The 24,036-nt window shown below is 60.7% G+C and carries 17 protein-coding genes; 12 read left to right on the plus strand and 5 right to left on the minus strand.

What is annotated here, in order from left to right; translation table 11 throughout:
* Positions 1-45 precede the first annotated feature (45 nt).
* From P2T68_RS00510 to P2T68_RS00530, 5 genes are all read left to right on the plus strand, one after another.
* The gene (locus P2T68_RS00510; RefSeq protein WP_277378901.1) at positions 46-4,638 is read left to right on the plus strand and encodes a DUF6543 domain-containing protein; all 4,593 of its coding nucleotides are present in this window, start codon (positions 46-48) and stop codon (positions 4,636-4,638) included.
* Positions 4,639-4,697: 59 nt separating this feature from the next.
* Positions 4,698-5,690 carry an AraC family transcriptional regulator gene (locus P2T68_RS00515; RefSeq protein ID WP_024078165.1) on the plus strand — a complete coding sequence of 331 codons (993 nt, stop codon included), beginning with the start codon at positions 4,698-4,700 and terminating at the stop codon, positions 5,688-5,690.
* 132 nt (positions 5,691-5,822) lie between these two features.
* Positions 5,823-6,857, plus strand: a complete 1,035-nt coding sequence (locus P2T68_RS00520) for a histone deacetylase family protein (RefSeq protein WP_024078166.1) — start codon at positions 5,823-5,825, stop codon at positions 6,855-6,857.
* Positions 6,854-7,945: a polyamine ABC transporter substrate-binding protein gene (locus P2T68_RS00525; protein WP_024078167.1), complete on the plus strand. Its 1,092-nt coding sequence runs from the start codon at positions 6,854-6,856 to the stop codon at positions 7,943-7,945. The genes P2T68_RS00520 and P2T68_RS00525 overlap by 4 nt, the downstream gene beginning before the upstream one ends.
* A gap of 134 nt (positions 7,946-8,079) precedes the next feature.
* Positions 8,080-12,672: a DUF6543 domain-containing protein gene (locus P2T68_RS00530; RefSeq protein WP_277378902.1), complete on the plus strand. Its 4,593-nt coding sequence runs from the start codon at positions 8,080-8,082 to the stop codon at positions 12,670-12,672.
* Here P2T68_RS00530 and P2T68_RS00535 read toward each other — a convergent pair.
* Positions 12,628-14,229 (minus strand): PLP-dependent aminotransferase family protein, encoded by a 1,602-nt coding sequence (locus tag P2T68_RS00535; RefSeq protein ID WP_277378903.1) that lies wholly within the window; start codon positions 14,227-14,229, stop codon positions 12,628-12,630. The two genes, P2T68_RS00530 and P2T68_RS00535, sit on opposite strands and share 45 nt — an antisense overlap.
* Positions 14,230-14,331: 102 nt before the next feature.
* Here P2T68_RS00535 and P2T68_RS00540 point away from each other — a divergent pair, with 102 nt between their 5' ends.
* The 3 genes from P2T68_RS00540 to P2T68_RS00550 are packed head-to-tail and all read left to right on the plus strand — an operon-like array spanning position 14,332 to position 16,104.
* A complete protein-coding gene (locus P2T68_RS00540; RefSeq protein WP_024078170.1) occupies positions 14,332-14,970 on the plus strand; it encodes an FMN-binding negative transcriptional regulator in 639 nt (212 codons plus the stop codon).
* The gene (locus P2T68_RS00545) at positions 14,967-15,413 is read left to right on the plus strand and encodes a GNAT family N-acetyltransferase (RefSeq protein ID WP_024078171.1); all 447 of its coding nucleotides are present in this window, start codon (positions 14,967-14,969) and stop codon (positions 15,411-15,413) included. The genes P2T68_RS00540 and P2T68_RS00545 overlap by 4 nt, the downstream gene beginning before the upstream one ends.
* Before the next feature lie 10 nt (positions 15,414-15,423).
* Positions 15,424-16,104: a GNAT family protein gene (locus tag P2T68_RS00550; protein WP_024078172.1), complete on the plus strand. Its 681-nt coding sequence runs from the start codon at positions 15,424-15,426 to the stop codon at positions 16,102-16,104.
* A 4-nt stretch (positions 16,105-16,108) separates the two neighbouring features.
* On the opposite strand, the gene P2T68_RS00555 is transcribed toward P2T68_RS00550, so the two are convergent.
* Positions 16,109-17,008 (minus strand): homocysteine S-methyltransferase family protein, encoded by a 900-nt coding sequence (locus P2T68_RS00555; protein WP_024078173.1) that lies wholly within the window; start codon positions 17,006-17,008, stop codon positions 16,109-16,111.
* Between the two features lie 113 nt (positions 17,009-17,121).
* Here P2T68_RS00555 and P2T68_RS00560 point away from each other — a divergent pair, with 113 nt between their 5' ends.
* On the plus strand, positions 17,122-17,943 hold the full coding sequence (locus P2T68_RS00560) for an ABC transporter substrate-binding protein (RefSeq protein WP_024078174.1): 822 nt from the start codon (positions 17,122-17,124) through the stop codon (positions 17,941-17,943).
* Positions 17,940-18,770 carry an amino acid ABC transporter permease gene (locus tag P2T68_RS00565; RefSeq protein WP_024078175.1) on the plus strand — a complete coding sequence of 277 codons (831 nt, stop codon included), beginning with the start codon at positions 17,940-17,942 and terminating at the stop codon, positions 18,768-18,770. Before P2T68_RS00560 ends, P2T68_RS00565 begins: the two co-directional genes overlap by 4 nt.
* On the opposite strand, the gene P2T68_RS00570 is transcribed toward P2T68_RS00565, so the two are convergent.
* Positions 18,767-19,048 carry a helix-turn-helix transcriptional regulator gene (locus tag P2T68_RS00570; protein ID WP_024078176.1) on the minus strand — a complete coding sequence of 94 codons (282 nt, stop codon included), beginning with the start codon at positions 19,046-19,048 and terminating at the stop codon, positions 18,767-18,769. The two genes, P2T68_RS00565 and P2T68_RS00570, sit on opposite strands and share 4 nt — an antisense overlap.
* On the minus strand, positions 19,045-19,290 hold the full coding sequence (locus P2T68_RS00575; RefSeq protein ID WP_024078177.1) for a hypothetical protein: 246 nt from the start codon (positions 19,288-19,290) through the stop codon (positions 19,045-19,047). Before P2T68_RS00575 ends, P2T68_RS00570 begins: the two co-directional genes overlap by 4 nt.
* A gap of 302 nt (positions 19,291-19,592) precedes the next feature.
* Between P2T68_RS00575 and P2T68_RS00580 the strand changes: the two genes are divergently transcribed.
* On the plus strand, positions 19,593-20,894 hold the full coding sequence (locus tag P2T68_RS00580) for an autotransporter outer membrane beta-barrel domain-containing protein (RefSeq protein WP_168232982.1): 1,302 nt from the start codon (positions 19,593-19,595) through the stop codon (positions 20,892-20,894).
* Positions 20,895-21,003: 109 nt separating this feature from the next.
* Positions 21,004-22,146 carry a hypothetical protein gene (locus tag P2T68_RS00585; RefSeq protein WP_277378904.1) on the plus strand — a complete coding sequence of 381 codons (1,143 nt, stop codon included), beginning with the start codon at positions 21,004-21,006 and terminating at the stop codon, positions 22,144-22,146.
* A 75-nt stretch (positions 22,147-22,221) separates the two neighbouring features.
* On the opposite strand, the gene oadA is transcribed toward P2T68_RS00585, so the two are convergent.
* Positions 22,222-24,030, minus strand: a complete 1,809-nt coding sequence (gene oadA / locus P2T68_RS00590) for a sodium-extruding oxaloacetate decarboxylase subunit alpha (RefSeq protein WP_024078180.1) — start codon at positions 24,028-24,030, stop codon at positions 22,222-22,224.
* Between the last annotated feature and the right edge of the window lie 6 nt (positions 24,031-24,036).

Raw genomic sequence — 24,036 nt, forward strand, 5'->3', positions numbered from 1 at the left:
AGCTGTTCTTTCGGCAGCATTCATGAAACGGCAAGGCAGGACCCCATGAGCCAACTACCTTCTACCGCTCCTCACAGCCCCACTGATTCGCTGATCACTCAGCTCTGCGTAGGCCCCGCCTTCAGGGAAGCCGCCGGCGTGCTGTTGCGCCGATCACTGCAAGAGCTTTACCCGGACCTGCATATCGATCCCGATGTTGCCACGGTCGTCACACCGGTAGCCGAGCTCGTTGACGACGAGATCGTCGTCGGCGCTCCGACGCAACAGCATCTCACCGATATTCTCGCCAACCAGGCGGTCTCGGGCATTCCGACGTTGTTCACTGAGGGCCAGCATTACCTCATTCAGCCAAAAAACACGCATTCCCCCCGCCTTCTCCCCGTGCGTATCGCTCAAATAGCGCAGTTGATCAACGTGCTCGCGCCCGTGATGAAAACGGCGTATCAAGAACTTCAAGTGGACTTCTGGAACTCAACCAATGGAACCTCCGGCCCACACTGGCAGGTGCTGTCCAACACATTGCGATCAATCTGGAATGTCACTGCCGTCGAAGACTGGAACGCGCAGGAATGCGCGATGGCCCGCAATCTGTTCATGTCGCCGGAGCACAAGCTCCGTCAAGCCAAGGACCCCTATGCCAGCCGGGCCTACCTGATCGATGTCGACAGGGTGGACGGCGAAACCGTCAAACACCTGGCCATGCTGTCAATGGCCGTGCTGATCGGCAGCCACGCAGGGAAGCCGATGATCCTCATGTACTCACTGCTCAACGGCTACGAAAAGTTCACCTCGCTGGAGCAACTGGGGCGCAGCTTACCCAGTCACTTGCCCTCCCCAGCCCCCACGAACATACAGTGGCGACTGTTCGAGCCCGATGGCCACTTTTTTGACCACCAGGCCTGCGCGTTGATTGCCCAGCAGATCGCGTTCATCGGGCAGCTCGACCTTGGGCAACTGCGTCGCGTCGACCCCACCGAGTCCTCACTCAACGTCCCGGCCGCCGCTGAAGAACTGGCCGGTGATAAACACCCCGACCTGGCACGCTTACGTCACCTGCTACCCGATTGGCTGAAAGTCGCCTCCACCAGCGACTTGGATCTCTATGCGCGCCACCTGAAAGACCTCGCCGCCCTGCACAGCCTGAATGCTGGCAAGTCTTTTCAAGACGACATCCCTCCCATTCAGGAATACGCACTGACCAAGCTGCGCGCAGAAATGCTCAAGGAACACAGCGATGCCGCGAACCTGCGCCTGGATAGAGTCGAGATCCGGGTGCAAAGCCCCGTGGTCTGGGGCAGTTTTACCCTTCCAGGCAAGGTCGACGTCACAACCTTCAGCCTTGCCGAACTTGCCCTGCAAAGCCTGATCAGCCTGCCGGTCGGTAACAAAAGCATTCACTTGGATAGCGACAGCAATGCCTTACCGGCCTGGATGACCGTAGCGTACGTCGAGGCCCTGATTCGCAAGGTGGACATCGGTCAACAGTACCCCGCCCTGGTCAAACAGAAACTGCTCGACAACCCGCTGGAGTCCGCGCGCAGGCAATACCTGTACAGCAACCATTTGCGTATCCAACTGCCGCTCCTGGCATTGCAGTTCAAGATCCGTCAGGAAAATGGGATTGACGAGTTGGGGTATCGCTACATCGTCGCCGTATTGAATAAAGAGGTGTCAAACCGTCAGGTCGACGGTCAGACCATTGTCCTGCGCCCCCTGGCTTTCATTCCGAAACACCGCGACAACGCCACGCAAGACACGGTCGCCAATATGTATGTGATTGGCCCGCAGGACCCGGATACCGGCCCTTGCCTGTTGTACCGTCCGATGCTGGAGCCGCAGTTGATGCAATACCCGTCACCGGCCAACCTGCTGTATGCGATCCGCCAATCCCAAGCGTTGCGCGACTCAGTATTGGCCTGGCTGCCCGACGGTGTGCGCAGCGACTATGCCCGCTACGCCTTTCCCGGCGAACTGCCGTCGCCCTGGGCCGCCGTCGAGCTTCTCGTAGACCCTGCGAAGCTGCTGCTGATGAACGGGCCCATGGGCCTGGGCCACCAGACGCTCAACGACCACCTGACCGGCCAGTTGTACAAAGCCAACGCCAATGCGCTGGTTACATTGGCAGACCGTCAATCGGTTTCAAATGCAGAAGCCCGCTGGGCATCGTTCAAGCAGGCCAGCTGGCTGGCGTTCACTGCCGTACTGCCTTTTTTGGGGCGAACCGTAAACGCCGCGGCCTGGATCTGGCAGATCCTCGACCAACTGCAAGAGGCCGTCGACGCGGATAAAAAGCAAGACAAAGCGGCCGAATGGTCGGCCCTGACAGGCCTGTTCCTCAACCTGGGCATGGCGTTGACCCTGCATATTGCCAGCCGCAACGCCCCGTCAGGCAGCGCTTTGGCAGTCGAAGAACCGGTAGAGCAAACGCAACAAACGGCCACCGCAAAACCCACGGTGATCAAACAACTGACCGACATCAGTTCGCCTGCCCTGCCCAGCGATCATCCCCACGTGCTGCATACCCTCGGCGCGATCAACCGTACTACCACCGACCTGGGCAAGCTGCTGGACAGTTTCAAAGTCGAAAAACCAGCGGTGCAAAACCCGGCCTCGTCACGTAGGGGCCCTCAACGATACCTCTACCCGTTGCGCAGTAAGTGGTACGCACCAGTGGGCCAACGCTGGTTTGAAGTCACGGTCGACGAAAATGACGAGGTGCAGATCATCGATCCCCAGCAACCCACTCGCTCTGGCCCCTTTGTGATCGGCAACCTCAAGGGGGAGTGGTTCATCGACACCCGCTTGCGTCTGCGCGGAGGCGGCTCCAAGAGCCAGGAAAGAAAAGCCCGGGCACTGGCCGAGCGTCAAGTGAACCAGATGCGCAACCAACTCACGACTTTCGAGCAACGCAAACAAGCTGCGCAAGAGGAGCTGCAACGTGCACTGCAAGCCATGCTCGACGCTCCCGCAGCCACGGCCCAGGCCAAGCGCAACGTCTACCTCGGACTGCTGGACAGTCAATGCGCGAACTATGAAACAGCCCTGCAAGACCTCAAGACCTTGAATGTTTTTGCACCGACACCAGACTTCCAGTTTCGCGCCATCGGGTACATCAAAGCTCAGTTGAGTTTGAGCCAGGCGGGCCTCACTGAAATACTGAAAACCTTCGCCCCCAAGCTCAAGACAACGCTGGAGCAGATCGAGCGCCAGGCCAAAGCCCCGCAAGAGCGGGATATCCCCCAGTCCAACGAAATGACTGAAATGTTGGGGAGAATGATTCAATGCATGGATTACTTCGAATCACGATTCACCCAACTGCGCGATCTTTCAAGCGAAGGGTTACGCTTGATACAAAGCACCAAAAGCCTGCTGCCCAGTTACCGCAGCGATGACCTCAAGGCGTTACAGGTGTCCCTTGCCCGCAATCTCTGCCTGCGTGAAGACACCCTACTGAGCGAACCCCAGGCGTGGCTGGCCATCGACCAGATTGTCGACGCCTGCGACATCGCCATCCAGGCCCTGCGCGATACATTGCGCGAGCGCAGTGACAGGCGGATCGACGAGCAGATCGAAACACTGAGCAGCCTGATCGAACAGTTCACGCTGCTGGACGAACGCCTGCGAGACTTTCCCACTGAATTCCCCGACATTTCCCAGGCGCAAGCATTGACTCGCTTGCGCGACCAACTCAGCGGGTACACCAAACAGACCACGACTCAGCTGGCGCTGCTGGCCGCCAGCCGCAGCACCCTGCGATCCACCCCCCGTCCGCCGTCCACGCCCCCACTCCCACAGAAAAAGTTCATCAGAACTCGCTACCACGGCATGGTGGTCGGCGAACCGCAGTTGTCTGCAACGGGCCAGGAAACCGGGCTGGTGGATGTCCGTTCACCCCTGTCCAATACCGTGGTGGCCACGTTTCACGAAAAATCAGACGGCTTTTGGGTCCAGCGGGCCAAGGCCGTAAAAACGGTCAACCTGCCCATCGACCTGCAAGCCAGTGTGACCACGGGCAACACCCTGCTCACTGGGTTGACAGCCTTCAAACAGCGAATCACCGAGCTGGCCAATCAAGCCCAACGCACGCCCATCGGCATCGAGTACCTCTACCATCAACACGCCCATCGCCTGGAGCAGGCCAGCCGCGACATCGAGCAAGCACTGACCCAGAAAAACCTTGCCCAGGGCGACGTCACCCTGGCCAGCAGCGTCAAGAAATCCCTCGCCGAGGCTACCGCCACGCTGTATCAGCAATCCATAGAAAACGTGCTGAGAATGACCAAGCAGCACCCGCCCACGCCTTCCGGCGTGCAATGGCTCAAGGATCGCAACGCCATCAGTATCAAAAAAACAATCAACCGACGCCGCATAAAATCCGCCACTCCGGACTACCTGGACGAGTACTCCATCACCGATCGCAGCACCCATAAGGTGCTCTGGTATGCGCATTTCCACTATTCGACCGACTGGACCACCCTCAGGTCGTTTCTCAGTGCGCGCCTCAAGACACCCCAGGAGCAAAGCCTTGGCGCTACAGCCGACACCATCAGGCGCCTGAGCAGCGCACAACGCGTGGCCTTCCACCGCAGCGAGATCAACGAGAGCCAGGCACAAACACTGTTTTTCAACTTGACCTGATGCACGGGCGACGGCACACAACTTGCTCTTTCACCGTACCTGCCACGTTGGAGCCGTCGATGCTGCACGCTCATCTCACCACCCTCAACGCGGTGTCGCTGGTGCTCAACACCTTCAAGGCCGAAGGCCAGGACAGCGAGGCGTTGCTTGCGGGCAGCGGCATCTGTGCGGCGGACTTGAGCCGCGCCGACACGCGCATCACCACCAATCAGGAAATGCGCGTGTGCGCCAACGCCGTGGCCCTGCGTCGCGATGTCGGCCTGGAGCTGGGCCGCCAGATGCATGTGTCGGCCTACGGCATGCTGGGTTACGCGCTGCTCACCAGTGCCACCTTCGGTGACGCTTTGCGCCTGGCGCTGCGTTATCCAGCGCTGTTGGGAACACTCTTCGAACTGAGCCTTGAAGAAGAGGGCGAGCGCATCTGGTTCACTGCCAGTGGCTACCGGGAAAACCCGACGCTGGAGACGTTCAACGTCGAACTGTGCCTGGCGTCGCTGAAAGTGATCTGCGACGACCTGCTCGGCCAGCCCCTGCCGCTGCTCGCCGCACGCTTCGAACATGACGCCCCGGACTACCGCGCGCGCTATGCGGAACGTTTCCCCTGCCCGCTGCAATTCCAGGCCACCGCCAATGCTTTCGCATTCGACAGGCACTGGCTCGAACAGCCGCTGCCCCTGGCTGACGCGATTACCCACCGGGCCATGGCCGAACGCTGCCGCAAACACAACCTGGAGTTCACCGGGCGCCAGGCTTGGCTGGGCAGGATTCGCCAACTGCTCACCACTCAGCTCCACGCCGCGCCCGGCGTGGAGGGCTTGGCCACGCAAATGAACTGTTCAGCGCGAACCTTGCGCCGGCACTTGCATGACCTGGGTTGCAGCTACCAGGACCTGCTTGATGAGTTGCGCTTCGAGCGGGCCAAACAACTGTTGGCGCAAGACCAATGGCCGATCTACCGGATTGCCGAGGCGCTGGGCTTCAGCGAGACGGCCAGCTTCCGGCACGCATTTGTGCGCTGGAGCGGCGTGGCGCCGAGCCAATTTCGCGCATGACGCCCCACGGAGGGGCGAATTGCGGACAGATAATTTGGCCGTATTTATCCCCTTTTGGCCGCTCCTGCCGTTCTCATAAACCGCGTCCGCCGCAAGACTGCATGCACCGACACAGCCTGCGGAGAACAACAAATGCTGACGATCTACTCGGACGATCACCACCTGCACCACGGCCGTTGTGAACTGATGGACGGGCAACTGATGCCCTGCTTCGAGATGCCTTCGCGTGCCGACCACGTGCTGCAACGGGTCAAAGACCGCGAACTGGGCCCGGTCCACGGGCCGCGGGACTTCGGCCTGGCGCCGCTGCAACGGGTCCACAGCCACGCCTACCTCGACTTCTTCCAGGGGGCCTGGCAACGCTGGACCGAATTCGGCCAGGACGGCGACCTGTTGCCCTACACCTGGCCCGCCCGCACCCTGCGCCGGGTATTGCCCGCCAGCCTGCACGGCCAGCTCGGCTACTACAGCTTCGACGGCGGCGCGCCGATTACCGCCGGCACCTGGCAAGCCGCCTACAGCGCGGCGCAAGTCGCCCTCACGGCCCAGGCTGCCATCCAACAAGGCGCCCACAGTGCCTTCGCCCTGTGCCGCCCGCCGGGGCACCATGCCGCCAGCGACTTGATGGGCGGCTACTGCTATCTCAACAATGCCGCCATTGCCGCCCAAGCCTTCCTCGATCAAGGCTGCAAGCGCGTCGCGATCCTCGATGTGGATTACCACCACGGCAACGGCACCCAGTCGATTTTCTATGAACGCAGCGATGTGCTGTTCACCTCGATCCACGGCCACCCCGAAGCGGAGTTTCCGTTTTTCCTCGGCTATGCCGATGAACTGGGCGAAGGCGCAGGCACTGGCTTCAACTTCAACTACCCCTTGCCGGCCGGTTCAGGCTGGGAACGCTGGAGCGCTGCCCTTGAAGAGGCTTGCACAGAAATTGAGCGCTATGGCGCCGACATCGTTGTCGTTTCGCTGGGGGTGGACACGTTCAAGCACGACCCCATCTCGCAATTCAAACTCGACAGCCCGGACTACCTGGCGATGGGCGCGCGCATTGCGCACTTGGGCAAGCCGACGCTGTTCGTGATGGAAGGCGGCTACGCCGTCGAAGAAATCGGCATCAATGCCGTCAACGTTCTCGAAGGTTTTGAGGGGGCTGCCCAATGAAGATGCTCAAGTCACTCGTGCTGTGCGCCGCCGTTATCAGCGGCATGGTCCACGCTGAAGAAAAAACCCTGCGAGTCTACAACTGGTTCGACTACATCACGCCCAAGGCACTGGAAGACTTCAAGGCACAGAACCCCAACCTCAAGCTGGTGTACGACATCTTCGACACCAACGAAGCCCTGGAAGCCAAGCTGCTCACCGGCAACTCCGGGTATGACGTGGTGGTGCCGTCCAATGTGTTCCTGGCCAAGCAGATCGAAGCCGGGGTGTTCCAACCACTGGACCGCAGCCAACTGCCGAACTGGAACCACCTCGATCCCAAGCTGATGAAGCTGATCGAGGCCAATGACCCCGGCAATAAATTCGCCGTGCCCTATATGTACGGCACCATCCTGATCGGCTTCAACCCGGACAAGGTCAAGGCCGCGCTGGGCGCCGATGCGCCGGTGGACAGCTGGGACCTGATCTTCAAGGAAGAGAACATCAGCAAGCTCAAACAATGCGGCGTCGCACTGCTCGACTCGCCGTCCGAGATCCTGCCGCTGGCCCTGCAGCACCTGGGCCTGGATCCCAACAGCCGCAACCCCAAGGACTATGACAAAGCCGAAGCGCTGCTGCTGAAGATCCGTCCCTACATCACCTACTTCCACTCCTCCAAATACATGGCGGATATCGCCAATGGAGACATCTGCGTGGCCGTCGGTTATTCCGGCAGCTTCTCCCAGGCTGCCAACCGCGCCAAGGAAGCCAAGAACGGCGTGACCGTTGACATGCGCCTGCCCAAGGAAGGGGCACCGATCTGGTTCGACATGCTCGCCATTCCCAAGGGGGCGAAGAACCCGCAAGACGCCTACACCTTTATCAACTACCTGCTGCAACCGCAGGTGATCGCGCCGATCAGCGATTTTGTCGGCTACCCCAACCCCAACAAGGACGCCACCGAACAGGTCGACCCCTCGATTCGCAACAACCCCAACCTGTACCCGACTGAGGCGGCGATGGCCACGCTCTATACGCTCAAGCCGCTGGGGCGTGACGCTGAACGCGCCCGCACGCGGGCCTGGACCAAGATCAAGTCCGGGACATAACGCAGGCATCGGAGGGCAATGCAAAGGGGTGGTAAGTCGTTGAAGGTACTCGACAGTTAGTTACCACCCTGGGCGAACCGCTCCTCGATAAGTTCTGACACACGGATGTTTTCCGCCTGATCAGGACTGCCCACATGAACGATGTTGTTTCACCCGAAAACAGCGAAATACTGACCCAACTGAGCTCCGGCCCTTCCGTGCGTGAAGTGGCCTCGGCCACCCTGCGCCAGGCCTTGGACGAGATGTACCCGGAACTGGAAATCAACCCGGACCTGGCCACGGTGTATCAACCCCAATGGTATCCGGTGGATGACACAATCCTCCCGGGCAAGCCGCACACCGAAACCCTCACGAGCGCACTGGCGCGCAGTGCCTTTTCCGGCGAGCCGGTGACCTATCTGGACCGTGAACACTATCTGGCCTATCGCTCGACGGGTAAACCGCAAGCGCACCTGCCCGTCAGAATCGACGCGATTGCCCGGCTGATCAACGAGCTGGCGCCGCTGATGTTTGTCGCCTACCAGGAACAGCAGATGGAATTCTGGAACCAAAGCGACGGCAGGGGCCCGCGCTGGCGAGCCTTGGCCCAGGCATTGCGTAATGCCTGGAATGTGCAGGAAGTCGACGGCTGGGACGCCGACGACTGCGCCATTGCCCGCACGGTGTTTCATTACCCCGATTACGTCGAGCGCCAGCCCCGCGACAAATATGGAACGCGGGCCTACCTGGTGGACATCGATATGCAGGATGGTGCAGCCAACCAGCATATTAACGTCACGGCAGTTGCCGTACTGATCGCCAGCCACGGCGACCGGTCTATCATCCTCAGCTACTCGATCATCGATGGGTACAGAAAATTCGTCGACACCCAGGCGCTCGGCGAATCACTGCAGGCATGCATTGGCAACTCATCCGGTGAAACCCTGAACTGGCGGCTGCTGGAGCCAGACGGTGATTTTTTCGAACACCAGGCCTGCAGTTTGATTGGCCTGCAAGTCGAGGCCATTGGCTCGCTCGGTTTTTTAACCGCTGAACCCCAGGACCTGCTGTCCTTGAAAGAAGGCAGCACAGAAGCCGCCCAACTCCTGCGGCTCGATCAGTCGCATATGGGCCATATCCGACGCGCCTTACCGCAATGGTTGCTGCAAGCCTCGCAGGCCGATCAATCGGCTTACGGGCGCTACATGATCGACCTCGCCAATCAGAACGCCCGGGACGAGGGAAAAACCTTCATGGACGGCCTGCCGACTATCACCGATTTTACGCGCCAGGCCCTGAAGGCATTGCTCACCCGGGATCACCCCGAGGCCACCGGCCTGGACCCTGAGCACATTGTAATAACGGTCACCAGCCAAGTGATCTGGGGCACGGTCACGATACCTGGCAGGACGCAAACCGAGACATTCAGCCTGGTTGAATTGGCCTTGCAAAACCTGATCGCGCTCCCGCTGGGAAACAAAACCGTGAGCTACAAAAGTGGGCGCCCGACACCCGCCTGGCTGACGCCCACCTATGTGGAACAACTGGTCACCCAGGCGAATATCGGCCAAAGCTACCCGGCGCAGGTCAACACGCAGTTATTGACCAACACCGAACAAGCCTTGAAGCGTCAACAGTTGTACCGCGGGCAGCTACGCCTGCAACTGCCCTTGCTGGCCTTGCAGTACAAAATCCGCGACCAGTTCAACATTGATGAACAGGGTTATCGCTATGTGCGCGCGGCGATGGCCACCCATGCGCAGGAACGCCGGGTGGATGGCGATGAAGTGGTCATTCGCCCCTTGGCGCTACGCCCCAAGTGGCGTGTGCTAGGCGGTGCGGACACCGTCGACAACATGTTTATCATCGGGCCGCAGGAGCCGAAAAACGGCCCATGCCTCTTGTATCGACCGCTTTCCGACGCGCCTTTGATGCAATTCCCCTCATTGGCCAACCTGCTTTATGCGATCAAGCAAGACACACCATTGCGCCAATCAGTACTCGCGTGGCTTCCCGAAGCCGTACGTTCGGACTACGCCCAGTTCGTCTTCCCCGGTAGCGTGCCTTCGCCCTGGATACTCCCCACGCTGCTCAGCGAGCCGGTGAGTTCATTGGTGATGAGTGGTCCCATCGAATTCAGTACCCAGGCCCTGAGCACAGATCCCTTCACCGAACTTTACAACGCTAACGCCCGTGCCCTGGTGACCTTGGCCGACCGCCAGTCAGTCTCCAATGCCGAAGCTCGCTGGGAGAGCCTGAAGCACGCGGGCTGGCTGATTCTCAATAATGCGTTGCCATTCCTGGGCCGAACCGTGGGTGCCGCGGCCTGGATCTGGCAAATCATGGACGATATCCAGCACATCATCGATGCCGAGGCGAGCGGCGACCGCCCGGCCAGCACCTCGGCGCTGGTGGATGCGTTCCTGACCCTGGGCCTGGTCCTGGCCCTGCATATCAGCCTCCAGCACGCGCCGACACGCACACTTGAAAAGCCCGCCCTGGCACCCGAGCCGCCGCTACGGCGCAAACCTGTGTTCATTCAAAAACCCACCGTCAGCACCGCCGACCTGACCCCAACCCATGAACCGATACTGCGCAGCAGCGGTGCATTGACCCGTGGCCGCCTCAGCCTGGCCAAGCTGCTGGACAGCTTCAGCCTGCCCAAACCCGAAGGGTTGGCGGCCCAAACCGTCACGCCTGGGCCCCACCTGCACCTGTATGCCAAGGGCCAAGCGTGGTACGCCCCTGTAGGGGAGCGTTGGTTTGAGGTGACCATCGACGAAAATGACGCGGTGATGATTATCGACCCCAAGGACCCGCGACGGGAGGGGCCATCCTTGATCAACAACCGCCTGGGGCAGTGGTTTGTCGACACCCGACTGCGGCTGCGGGGCGGCGGGCTGCGTAGCCGACGCAAGAAAGGCGAGCGCCTGAGGCCGCCGAAAATCCACGAGTTACGCGAACAACTGGAGGCTTTCGACTCCCGGACCATGCAGCGGCGCGAGCAAATCATTGAGTCCCAGAGAGCCATCGACGCGGCAACACCCGCCGATCGTGAAGCCGCCAGCACCGCCTTCCTCACACAGGTTTCCACACGCCTGAGTGAGTTGGACGTGCCGATCGCCCAGCTGAAATCGTTGAACCTGCTCGATAGCGTGCCCAATTACCAGGAGGCCATGCTCGAATACCTGGACGAGCAGATGATACTGGCGCGAAGCGCCACGGCCGAACAGCTGGAGCGTTTTCAGGAGAGCTTGAACACGGCCTCTCAATTCCTGGACGATCCCGAGCCGTCAGATACACAAGCAGCGCTGGAAGACTGCCGCGCCATCGACCTGCAGGCCCAGGACTTGATCAATCGCTTCAGTGACCTGCACTCGCGTTTCAACGAGGCCCGCGCCCTGGGCGAGAAGGGTGTGATGCGGGCTCAACACAATGAAAAGCTATTACCCAAGATAGAACTGGAGAATCTCAAGGCCTTCAGGATCACCTTGTCGCGTTTCCTATGTATTAAGGAGAACGCCCCGGCCGGCTCAGCGACCGCCCGTGCGGTCGTCAACCAGATCGTCGAAAAAACCGAACTGGCGGTACAGAGCCTCTGCGAAACCTTGCAACCAGATACCCCGGTTCCGCTGGATGACCAGATCGAAGCCCTCGATAGCCTGGTGGAACAGTTCACCAGCCTGGACCAAAGCCTGGCCGACTTACCGGCTGACTTTCCCGATGATGTGCATCGGCCTGCCCTTGGAGACCTGCGAGCGCTCACCGAGGAGTTCTCCCAGCGCGCGGTCAAACGCTTGACGGCATTGCTGCGCCAGCGAAAAGCCTGGGAGTCGCACGTGGCGGGCCCGTCCAGGCCCGTGCCGAGGCCGCAGAAAAAGGTGATCAAGACCCGCTTCCAGGGCGTGGTGGTAGGAGAAGAGCGCGCGCCATTAAGTGGCGAATCCACTCCCCTGGTGGAGGTGAAGCAACCGCTGACCGGCAAAGTGATTGCCTTGTTTCATGAAAAGGAACCGGGGGTGTGGGTGGAGCACGAGCGCCCGAGCGCGCCATCGACACACGCCATGCCACGCACCGTGAGCGCCGCCATTGCCAGCGGCCAGACGTTGCTCGACGAGATGGAGCCCTTCATCGAGCGCACCAAGGGCCTGGCCAGTGACACACGACGGTTGCCCGTGGAAATCGAAGAGCGTTTCCACCGCCAGATCAAACAGTTGGAACAGGCCGGCCGTGATATCGAGGAGGCATTGACCGCCAGCAACCTGACTGAAAGCGGGGCTCCGTCGGCAGCCCTGATCAATCGTAATCTCGATACGGCGGTCAAGCGCCTCTATGACGAGGGACGCCGGCTCAAGCTCACCATGCTCAAGCAGCGCCCACCCACAGCCGCCCATGTCGAACTGCTGTACCGCGAAAAAGAGATCGTTATCAAACCGTTGCCCGGTTCACGCAGCAAGCTCTCCGGGCGCAACAAAGGCTATTTGAAGGAGTACGAGATTCTCGACACGCAAAGCTCGAATGCACTGTGGTATGCCCACTTTCACTATAAAGAGCTGGTAGGTCCCGAAGAGGCTTACACCGCCGCACACCTCAAGACCAAGGCGCAGCGACGCTTGGGTGGCAAGTACCAGACACCGACCAGAACCGACGACCACGAGAGCATCGCCGTGTACCGCAGCGAAATAGGCCCTCACCTGGCCCGTTTACTGTTCTTCACACAGCCCGCTCCGTCGATGCCCGCGCCCTGACGGCGGCTGGCAATGCCAGGCCTTGTAGAGACGCGTCAGGGCCTGTGCGATATCCGCCTGCGGCACTGCGGCAAACCCCAGCACCAGCCCGGCCCGCAGGTCCGGTGGCGTGCTGGAGTCGGGCAGCCAATAGCTGCTCAAGCCGTTGACCTCCACCTCTACCGCACGAGCCTGCGCCACCAACTGTTGTTCACGGGCCAGGCTGTCCACCCGCACGGTAAGGTGCAGGCCCGCTGCGACATTCGGCAGGCCGCTCACCCCCTCGAGTCCGCTCGGCCATCCGTTCAGCAGCGCATTACGCCGGCTGAGGGCGGCGCGGCGCATGCGGCGGATATGGCGTTGGAAATGGCCCGCCGCCATGAACTCGGCCATCACCGCCTGGGTGCTGACCTCTGAGTGCCGCACATCCACGGCACGACGCCGAGCAAACGCATCGACCAAGGTTGGCGGCAATACCAGGTAGCCCAAGCGCAATGCCGGAAACGCGACTTTGCCGAAGGTGCCCACATACAGCACGCGCCCGCTACGGTCCAACGCCGCCAGCGGCGACAGGGGCGCGCCGCTGTAGCGATACTCGCCGTCATAGTCGTCCTCGACGATCCAGCCACCGCTGCGTTCCGCCCAGGCCAGCAACTCCAGGCGTCGGGCCAGGCTCATGACCACACCCAGGGGGTACTGGTGGGACGGAGTGACATAGGCCAGACGGCAGTCGATGAGGCGGCTCAACGCCGCGCAATCAATGCCCTCCCCGTCCACCGCCACGCCATGCAAACGCCCACCGGCAAGCGCAAAGGCATGCCCGGCCGCGCGGTAACCTGGGTTTTCAACCGCGACCCCATCGCCAGGCGCCACCAGCAACTGTGCACAAAGGCTGATTGCCTGCTGCGCGCCACTGGTGATCACAATTTGCTCAGCCGTGCACTGCAAGCCTCGGGAGGTGCGCAAGTAGGCAGCGATCAACCCGCGCAGTCGTTCATCCCCCGCCGGGTGGCCGTAACACAGCTGTTCTAAGTTCGGCTTGCGCCAGAAAGCCGCATTCAGCTTGGCCCAGACATCGAAAGGGAACAGATCGAATGCAGGCACCCCCACTCGAAATGCCCGAGGTGGCCCCACAGGCGGCAGGGGTAAATGATTGGTTTCAAGGCGTCCCATGGCCGGGCTGTGGATAACTTTTTCGGCCGCTGAAGGCGCTTTTTGAAGGTCATTTGTGGATAACCCTGGGGATAAGCCTGTTGAAAACCCTGTGGATAGTTTTGTGGATAGTTTTGTGGATAGTTTTTTTGAGGTGGGCAGTTGCGCCACATAAGTGCCGTCGCCGACCCGGCTCTCAATAAACCCCTCGGCATAGAGCTGATCGTAGGCGCGCACCACACTGTTGCGAGAAATCGACAGCGCCGCCGCCAGGTCACGGCTGGCGGGCAACCGCGTGCCACTGACCAGACGACCGTCCAGCACCCGTTGGCGCAACGCTTCGTACAGCTGGCGTGTCAGCCCTTGGCGGCGATCCAGCTCAATGCCGGCTGGGTTGAACGATAACGGCGGCGCACTGGATGACATGCTGGACTCTCGCGAATTGGACCTATGAAATTGGCCCTAGATGGCTCTTACAACGAACCATTAGCCTGCCTAGGATGCAGGCATTCGCCAAGGAATATTTCCATGTACACACCCCGCGCCTTTGTTCTCGACGATTTGCCCGAACTGCAGCAACTGATCCAGCACACCCGCCTGGCGCAGTTGGTGACCTTTGGTGAGCAAGGCCTGCAAGCCAGCCACCTGCCGCTGTTGATCAACCCCGACGAAGGCCCCAACGGCACACTCTACGGGCACTTGGCCAAAGCCAATCCCCAGTGGCACGACCTGCAAAATGGCAGCGATGCGCTGGTGATCTTTGCCGGCGCAGACGCCTACATCAGCCCGGCGTTTTACCCAGCGAAAGCCGAGCACGGCAAAGTGGTGCCCACCTGGAATTACATCGCGGTGCATGCCTATGGCAAGGCCGAGGTATTCACCGACGCCGAACGTGTGCTCGCCGTGGTCACCGCGCTGACCGATCGTCATGAAGGCAACCGCCCCCAGCCATGGAAAGTCAGCGACGCCCCGGCCGACTACATTGACGGCATGCTCAAGGCCATTGTTGCCTTCGCCCTGCCGATCGAGCGCCTGGTCGGCAAACGCAAACTCAGCCAGAACCGCAGCGCGGCGGATATCGCCGGCGTGCAGGCGGGCCTGGCCACCAGTGTCGACGTGCGCGACCAGACCCTCGCCCGCTTTATGCCTCCAGGAACGCCAGAATGAGCCAGATCGATATCCGCCCCGTTACCGCCGCCGACCACGCCGCCTGGCTGCCGCTGTGGCAAGCGTACTTGAAGTTCTACAACACCGAACTGCCGGACGCCGTGAGCCAGAACACCTGGCAACGCCTGATCGATCCCCAGGAGCCAACCCATTCAGCCCTGGCCTGGCAAGACGGCAAGGCCGTGGGCATGGTCAACTTCATCTACCACCGCTCCAACTGGAGCATCGAGAATTCCTGCTACCTGCAAGACTTGCTGGTGGACCCGGCCCAACGGGGTACGGGTGTCGGCCGCAAGCTGATCGAATTCGTCTACACCACCGCCAAGGCCGATGGTTGCTGCAAGGTGCATTGGCTGACCCACGAGACCAATGCCACCGCGATCCAGCTCTACGAGCGCATCGCCGAACGCCCTGGTTTCATCCAATTTCGCAAAGGTCTTTAAGGAGCGCAGCATGCCCACTTCTCTCGCCGACTGGAAAGGCGCCCCGGCGCCCACCGTTCAACTGCTCGAAGGGCGCTTCATCCGCCTGGAGAAACTCGACCCGGCCCGCCATGGCGACGATCTGTTCAACGCCCTGCAAGGTCCCGGCGCCGATCCCAAGCTGTGGGACTATCTGCCCTATGGCCCCTTCCCCGAGCGCAGCGCCTTCAATGACTGGCTGAACAACCATGCTGCGCACAGCGACCCCTATTTTTTCAGCGTGATCGACCGTGCGACCGGCCAGGTCCAAGGCATCCTCAGCCTGATGTCCATCGTCCCGGAGCATGGCCGCATCGAAATCGGCCACGTGACCTTCGGCGCCCCGATGCAACGCTCGCCAAAAAGCACCGAGGCGGTGTACCTGCTGGCCAAGTACGCCTTTGACCAGGGCTATCGCCGCCTGGAATGGAAGTGCAACAACGCCAACGACCGCTCCAAATACGCGGCCGAACGGTTGGGCTTCAGTTTTGAAGGGGTGTTTCGCCAGCATACGGTGGTCAAGGGCAAGAACCGGGACACCGCGTGGTATTCGATCATCGACTCGGAATGGCCAACCGTTGGGGCGGGGTTTGAAGCGTGGTTGTCGCAGGCGAACCAGGCAGGTTCAGGCCAATTGAAAAGCCTGGCGGAGTGTCGCCGCCAGGCTCTTTAAACGGTTAAGCCAGCTTCTGGGCCAACACCGCAATATGCTCCGGCCCGATCCCGCAGCAACCGCCCAGGTGGCTGGCGCCGCGCGCCTGCCAGTCGGCGGCCCAGTGCAGGTAGCCGGGCGGGTCGAGATCATCACGCAGCGGGTCGAGGCCGTCGTTGGCCGTGGCCTCCTTGGGTTGCGGCGGGAACGCATTGGCGTAGGCGCCGATCTGGATCGCCACGCCCAAGCGTTCGAAGGTCTGGCGCGCCGCATCGATCGCCGCGCCAATCACTTCAGGTTGGCTGCAATTGAACAGCAGGACCTCCACCCCCAGTTGTGCCGCCGCTTCGGCCGCGTCTACCACCGGTTCGCCAGAGCGCAGGCGCGGGACTTCGTCGGTGTCTTCATCCTTCAAGGTAAATGACAGCCAGAACGGTTTCCCATCCCGCGGCAGACCGGCATGGATGGCCCGCGCCTCGACGATCGAACTCTGGGTTTCCGCCAGCCACAGGTCAACGTGGGGAGCCAGGCCCTGCACCAGTGGCGTCAGCAACTCGTTGACTCGGTCGGCCTCAAACAGGTCTGGCCGATAAGAACCAAACAGCGGCGGCAATGAGCCTGCCACGCGTACGGCCTGGCCGGAAGCCTCCACCGCGCGCTGCGCCAACTCACCTGCCAGCGCCGCCAGGGCCTGGCCCTCGGCGGCAAACCGGGCTTCGCCGATATGAAACGGCACAACGGCATAGCTGTTGCTGGTGATCACATTGGCGCCGCTCTGGATGTAAGCCGCATGCACCGCCTCCACGGCCTGGGGAGCTTCACTCAACGCCAGCGCTGACCACTCCGGCTGCCGAAACGGCGCGCCTCGGCGTTGCAGTTCGCGGCCCATGCCACCATCGAGAATTACTGTGCGTGTTGCGGGCATATGCTTTTTACTCATAAGCTTATGAAAATAACTCACTATGAGAGTCGTTCTTATAACTATTTAATACGTACACTTCGGTTCATCACAACCTCTTTTTTATTTAGGTGTCGCCCTTGAAACTAAAACCGCTCCTGGCCTTGGGCCTAACGATTCTGGCTGCCTCCACCCAAGCCTTCGGCGGTGCGACTCTGGACCGGGTTGAACAGAAGAAAGAACTGGTGGGGGTGCTGATGGAAAGCTACCCGCCTTTCTCGTTCCTCAACGAACAAAACCAACTCGATGGTTTTGACGTCGATGTGGCGAAGGCCGTGGCGCAAAAACTGGGCGTGAAACTGCGCCTGGAAACCCCTTCCTGGGACGTCATTGCCGCCGGCCGCTGGAGCGGGCGCTATGACATTTGCATCTGCTCGATGACCCCGAGCAAGGCCCGCGCCGAAGTGTTCGACTTCCCGGTGGAGTACTACGCCTCGCCTGCGGTGATCGTGGTCAACGCCCAGGATGAGCGCATCCACGGCGCCAAGGACTTGAGCGGCAAAAAAGTCGGCCTCACCAGCGCCTCCAGTTACGAAAGCTACCTGAACAAAAACCTGGTGATCGAAGGCGCCGAAGACACGCAACTGCAGTACCCCTTCGAGAACGTCCAGATCGCCCCGTACGATACCGATAACGTGGCCTTCCAGGACCTGGGCCTGGGCGCCGGCGTACGCCTGGACGCCATCCTGACCAACCTGGTCACCGCCCAACCACGCCTGAACCAGGACAAACGCTTCAAGCTTGCCGGCGAACCGCTGTACGCCGAACCCAACTCGGTGGCCATCGAAAAAGGCGACCCGCAGTGGGACGCCAAAGTGCGTGAGGTCTTTGCGCAGTTGAAGCAGGACGGCACCTTGAGCCAGCTGTCGAAGAAATGGATTGGCGCCGACATCAGCCAATGACCGCGTTCCCCACTCCTCCCAAGCCACCCGTGACCGAGTCGCGACGCCAGCGACTCCTGGGTTTTCGTACGCGCCTGTACCTGACCTGGGCCGCGCTGTTTTGCCTGTTCGCCAGTTTCTTCCTGAGCTTTGACCTGAAGTTCTCGATCATCCTCGACAAGCTGCCCAACCTGGTTGGCGTGCACCTGGCGCCCAACGGTTTTCTGCAAGGCGCGGCGCTGACGGTATTCCTGTGCCTGTGCTCGATCGTGGCATCGTCGATACTGGGTTTCATCACTGCGCTGGGGCGTCTGTCGAAAAGCGCCGTGGCCTTTGGCATTGCGAGCTTTTACGCCTCGTTCTTTCGGGGTACACCGTTGCTGATCCAGATCCTGCTGATCTATCTGGGACTGCCGCAACTGGGCCTGGTACCGGGCGCCATCGTCGCCGGGATCATCGCGCTGTCGCTGAACTATGGCGCCTACCTGAGCGAGATTTTCCGCGCCGGCATCCTCGGGGTACCCCATGGCCAACGGGAAGCAGCCCTGGCCCTGGGCATGCGCGACAGTGCGATCTTCTGGCATGTCACCCTGCCCCAGGCCATGCGCACGATCATTCCCCCTGCCACCAACCAATTTATCTCGATGCTCAAGGACTCGTCCCTGATCTCAGTGATGGGGGTATGGGAAGTGATGTTCCTGGCCCAATCCTATGGTCGCTCCAGCTATCGCTACATCGAGATGCTCACCACTGCAGCGATCATCTATTGGGTGATGTCCCTCGGGCTGGAGCTGATCCAGGCGCGCATGGAGCGGCATTACGGCAAGGGCTACGTACGACGGACCTAGTCATCCCTTTTGCGACGCACCTTGACCACGCCCATCTGCAAACCAAAGGGGCGGAACACGGCGTTCAGCGATTTCAAGGTTTGATTGCCTTCGCCATGCTCGATATGCACCAGGGTACGCACGGATATCTTGCACATCTGCGCAAACTGGCTCTGGTGCAGGCCTGTGACTTCGGTACGCAGGCGGCGTACGGCGTCGCCTATTTCGAGCGAACCGTCAGACAAGCCCTGCTCGATGCTTTCAATCACTTGTGCACGCTGACTGAGCGAGAGACTCATTGGAGAAAGGCCGGCGCGTGCTTGGGTGTCTCCTGTGACCAGTTCAATGGCACCCTTACACTCACCGCCTTGGCAAAAAGGGTATCCATCTCGTCCAGGTGATCGACCAGGTAGGTGGACTCGTAGCCAAAACGGCAGGGGCTTGCAAAACCTTTATCAGGCTCGGAAAACTCAAGCGTCATCGCATCCTGCCAATGACCGGCATCGAATATCTGCAAGGTAAGCCTGTAGGCATTGTCCATACGCAACTAAATGCACCTCGAGGTAATTGACCGGCCTGATAAACGCAACATAGTGCATAAAGCTGACTGTAGCAGCAGACGAAGCGCAATATAATGCAATCAAAGCGCTAAAGTTGGACCCTTAGCTGCATTAAAATGCATATCTATCAAGGTCCCGTACACCATCGTTCGGTCAAAACAGATCCGTTTTTAATCGCCCTGAACTAGAGACAACTCCCGCAAACCAGCGGTCGATGGCCTGACAGTTATCGCCCCGCCATCTCGCTAAATTCCCGGCCTCACTTATCAGAGGTCAGGAATTCATGCCCTTTACACTCCAGAAACTCACGCGTGCGGTCATCCTCGCCATTGGTATTGCCAGCGCTCCCCTCGCCCAGGCGCAAACAGGCACACCTTATCAGTTCGAACTGCTTGTGCCTGACTACGACGACTATGACGATTACGACGAATGGATGTCGGCCCCGATCGAGCAAGCCACTCCCCTCGACGGCTACCTGACTCGCCAAGCCACGACCCTCAATGGCCTACGGGTGGCCCAGGTGCTGGAGCCTGCCTTGATTCGGTTACTGGAATCCGGCGAGCTGACCTCAGAGCAGATCAAAGAGTTGGAACGTTTCAACGAGGCATTGATGCAGCAGCCCGGAGGGGTCGGTGCGGCCCTTGAACAATTGGCCGGCAGCCAGAATGCCAACCTGGCGGCGGCGACCCAGAACATCACACAGCAACTGGGCAGCCAATTGCTGTCGACCCTGCGCGCCCTGCCCACCAATGACGACGCTCATGTCTGGGTACAGGGACTGGGCCAAGACGGCCGCCTCGACAAACAAGGCGGCAGTGCGGGCCTGAAGTACGCCAACCGAGGCCTGCTGACAGGCGCCGACTGGGCACTGGACCACGCCTGGCGGATCGGCGTAATGGGCGCAAAATCCACCAGCCGCCTCGACGCCCAGCGTTTTTCCGCCGACCTGGACAGTTGGCACCTGGGCGGTTATGCCGTGCACCAGGACGGCCCGCTGGGCCTGCGCCTGGGGGCGATCTATAGCCGCCACGCCGGGCAAAACAAACGCAGCGTCCAGTTGCTCGATAACAAACAGCAACTCAAGGGCGACTACAAAGCCCAGAGCCAAACCCTGTTCTCGGAAGTGGGCTATCAGTTGGGCAGCGCGGACTTGAGTATCGAGCCCTTCGGCGGCCTTGGTTATCAACGCTATCACCGCGACCGGTTCCAGGAAAAAGGTGGCCTGGCGGCACTGAACGTTGGCTCACAAACCCAGCAAAACCTGAACAGCACCCTGGGCCTGCGCCTGGCGAGCCAGTATCGGTTCGATAACCAGGTCAGGCTCATCCCCCATATCAGCGCCGATTGGAAACGCCTCTATGGCAAGGTCGACAGCCGCGTCCGCCAGTCCTACCGCTACATGCCGTTCGCGATTGATGACTTCACCCTGGTCGGCGCTTCCCTGGACCGCAACAGCCTGAACTGGCAGGCCGGGCTGGACCTCGCGCTGTCGCCGCAACACACCGTCGGCTTGGCCTACCAGGGGGAAGCGGGCACCAACAGCCACAGCCAGGGCCTGATGGGGCAATGGCAAATGAGGTTTTAACCTCATAAAACCGAGGAACATTCCCTCATAGCGTTGTTATCAGGCCTGACAGCCGCCGGCTACGTTACTGGCTACATTCCGGTCTCCTACACTTGCGAGGCCGGAAATTATGTCGTCGATCTTCCCGTACATCCCTTCCGTCGGTGCCCTGATGGGGTATGGCATACACACACTGGCGCAATCCATATCGCAGACGCCGCCTGGCACCGCCGCGGGTACCCGCCAGGACAAGCCGGCCGGCCGCACAGACATCGCCGCTGCGCTCAACGATCAACCTGCGATCAAGCCCGACGCCCGGTTCAGCTCGGCAACCATCACACTCAACAATGGCAATGGCCTGGACATCGACAACGCCGCCAGGCTGCTTATCCCTAGTGCTCCAGCCGGCACTGCAACCTCGTTGCGCGGCATCGAGATTATCAACAGCGCGACGGCCAAAACCGTTGGCGAGCGCAACGGCTTCACCAGCACCGGCCTGGCACCGGTGTGGCTCGAAAACCACGGCAGCATCACCGGCAAGAATGGCGCCGGGGTAAGGCTGGACGGCGACCAGGATGATGAAGTGGTCAACGCCGGCTTGATCATTGGCAGCCATGGCGTAGCGCTGAGCATGGGGGGCGGCAACGATATGCTCATCGTCCGCAGCGGTGGGCGCTTCGAAGGCGTGGTTGACGGGGGCAGTGGCACCAACCAGGTAATTCTGGACGATGCCAGGGGCGGCACATTCGATGGTGCCCGCCAGATGCAGCATCTGTGGGTGGGCTCTGGCAACTGGACCCTCACAGGTGAAGTCCCGGTCAATCAGCAAGGTGCGGTCTACAGCGGTGCAACCCTGGTCAACCAGAGCAAAATCGGCGGTTCCATGACCGTCCAACCTGACGCCACCTACGCCGGCGGCACCGTGGCCAACCTTGAGGTCGCGGGAACATTGCGGCTGGATCCAGCCACCCACGTCGAGCAGGACCTGCGCATGCAACATGGCTCGACGCTGGCCCTGACGCTGGGCGCAGACCAAACCCATACCCCCTCGAACATTGGCAACACCGCCGACCTGCGCGGGGCGACGCTGGCTATCCACGTCGAAAACGAAAACGATGCGCTGCTCTCGCAACCCTTGCCGCTCCTCAGCGCCAAGCACGTCGAAAGCCCGTTCGCCGGCATCACCAGCAACTTGAAGACCCTGGTCCCTACGCTGACTTATCGCCCTGACGGCGTCTTCGTCACCTTCAAACGCAATGATCCCACCGCCTGAGTACCAAATCGCGGACAAAAAAAAGGGGGGCACCTGCCCCCCCGAGGATTAAGCGGTAGTGTCGAAGGCTAGGGATCAGCCTTCGATTTCAATCAGGATTTCGCCCGGGTTGACCCGGTCGCCCTTGGTCACGTGAACCGCAGCCACCTTGCCGGCAATCGCAGCCTGCACTTCGGTTTCCATCTTCATGGCTTCGGTAATCAACACGGCCTGGCCGGCCTTGACCACGTCACCAACCTTGACCAGCACGTCTACGATATTGCCCGGCATCGCCGTGCTCACATGACCCGGCTCGGTGGCTTGCTTGCGCTTGCTGCTGCCGCCGCTGACAAACTCGTTGAGCGGTTCGAACACCACTTCTTCAGGCATGCCGTCGATGGACAGGTAGAAATGGCGCTTGCCTTCAGCCTTCACGCCAACACCGGTGATGTCCACGCGGTAGCTCTCGCCGTGCACGTCGATGACGAACTCGGTCGGTACGCCTTCGCCACCGGCACGGGCCACGCCGCCTGCTTCGGGGATCGGCAACAGCACTTCCGGGGTGAGGGTGCCGGCGTCGCGCTCTTCGAGGAATTTGCGACCGATGTCCGGGAACATGGCGTAGGTCAGCACGTCTTCTTCAGACTTGGCCAATGTGCCGATTTCACCGCGCAGCTTGGTCATTTCCGGCTTGAGCAAATCGGCCGGGCGCACGTCGATCACGTCTTCGCTGCCGATGGCCTGGCGGCGCAACTTCTCGTTCACCGTGCCCGGCGCCTTGCCGTAGCCGCCTTGCAGGTACAACTTCACTTCGTTGGTGATGGTCTTGTAGCGCTCGCCAGCCAGCACGTTGAAGAACGCCTGGGTGCCGACGATCTGCGAAGTCGGGGTGACCAACGGCGGGAAGCCGAGGTCCTCACGCACCCGAGGAATTTCAGCCAGCACTTCCCCCATGCGGTTGAGCGCGCCCTGCTCCTTGAGCTGGTTGGCCAGGTTGGAAATCATCCCGCCCGGCACCTGGTTGACTTGCACGCGGGTATCGACGGCGGTGAATTCGCTCTCAAACTGGTGGTACTTCTTGCGCACCGCGTAGAAGTACAAACCAATTTCCTGCAGCAATTCCAGGTCGAGCCCGGTGTCGAACTCGCTGCCTTTAAGGGCGGCGACCATCGACTCGGTACCTGGGTGGCTGGTGCCCCAGGCGAAGCTGGAGATCGCGGTGTCGATATGGTCGGCACCGTTTTCGATGGCCTTGAGTTGGCACATCGCGGCCAAACCTGCCGTGTCGTGCGAGTGGATGAACACCGGCAGGTTCTGCTCGGCTTTCAGCGCCTTGACCAGTTCGCCCGTGGCGTACGGGGTCAGCAGGCCGGCCATGTCCTTGATCGCCACCGAGTCGCAGCCCATGGCTTCCATTTGCTTGGCCTGGGCCACAAAGGCGTCGATGGTGTGCACCGGGCTGGTGGTATAGGCGATGGTGCCCTGGGCATGCTTGCCGGCGGCCTTGACCGCTTCAATGGCCACGCGCAGGTTACGCACGTCATTCATGGCGTCGAAGATGCGGAACACGTCGATGCCATTCACGGCGGCCTTGGCGACGAAGGCCCTGACCACGTCGTCGCTGTAGTGGCGGTAGCCCAGCAGGTTCTGGCCACGCAGCAGCATTTGCAGGCGCGTGTTAGGCAATGCGGCGCGCAGTTTACGCAGGCGTTCCCACGGGTCTTCCTTCAAAAAGCGCACACAGGCATCGAAGGTCGCGCCGCCCCAGACTTCCAGGGACCAGTAGCCGACTTTGTCGAGCTTGTCGCAGATCGGCAGCATGTCGTCGGTGCGCATGCGGGTCGCCAGCAACGATTGGTGAGCGTCGCGCAGGATGGTGTCAGTAACGAAGATTTTCTTGCTCATTATTAT

Source organism: Pseudomonas sp. G11 (genome assembly GCF_029457515.1).
GTDB classification, from domain to species: domain Bacteria; phylum Pseudomonadota; class Gammaproteobacteria; order Pseudomonadales; family Pseudomonadaceae; genus Aquipseudomonas; species Aquipseudomonas gorinensis.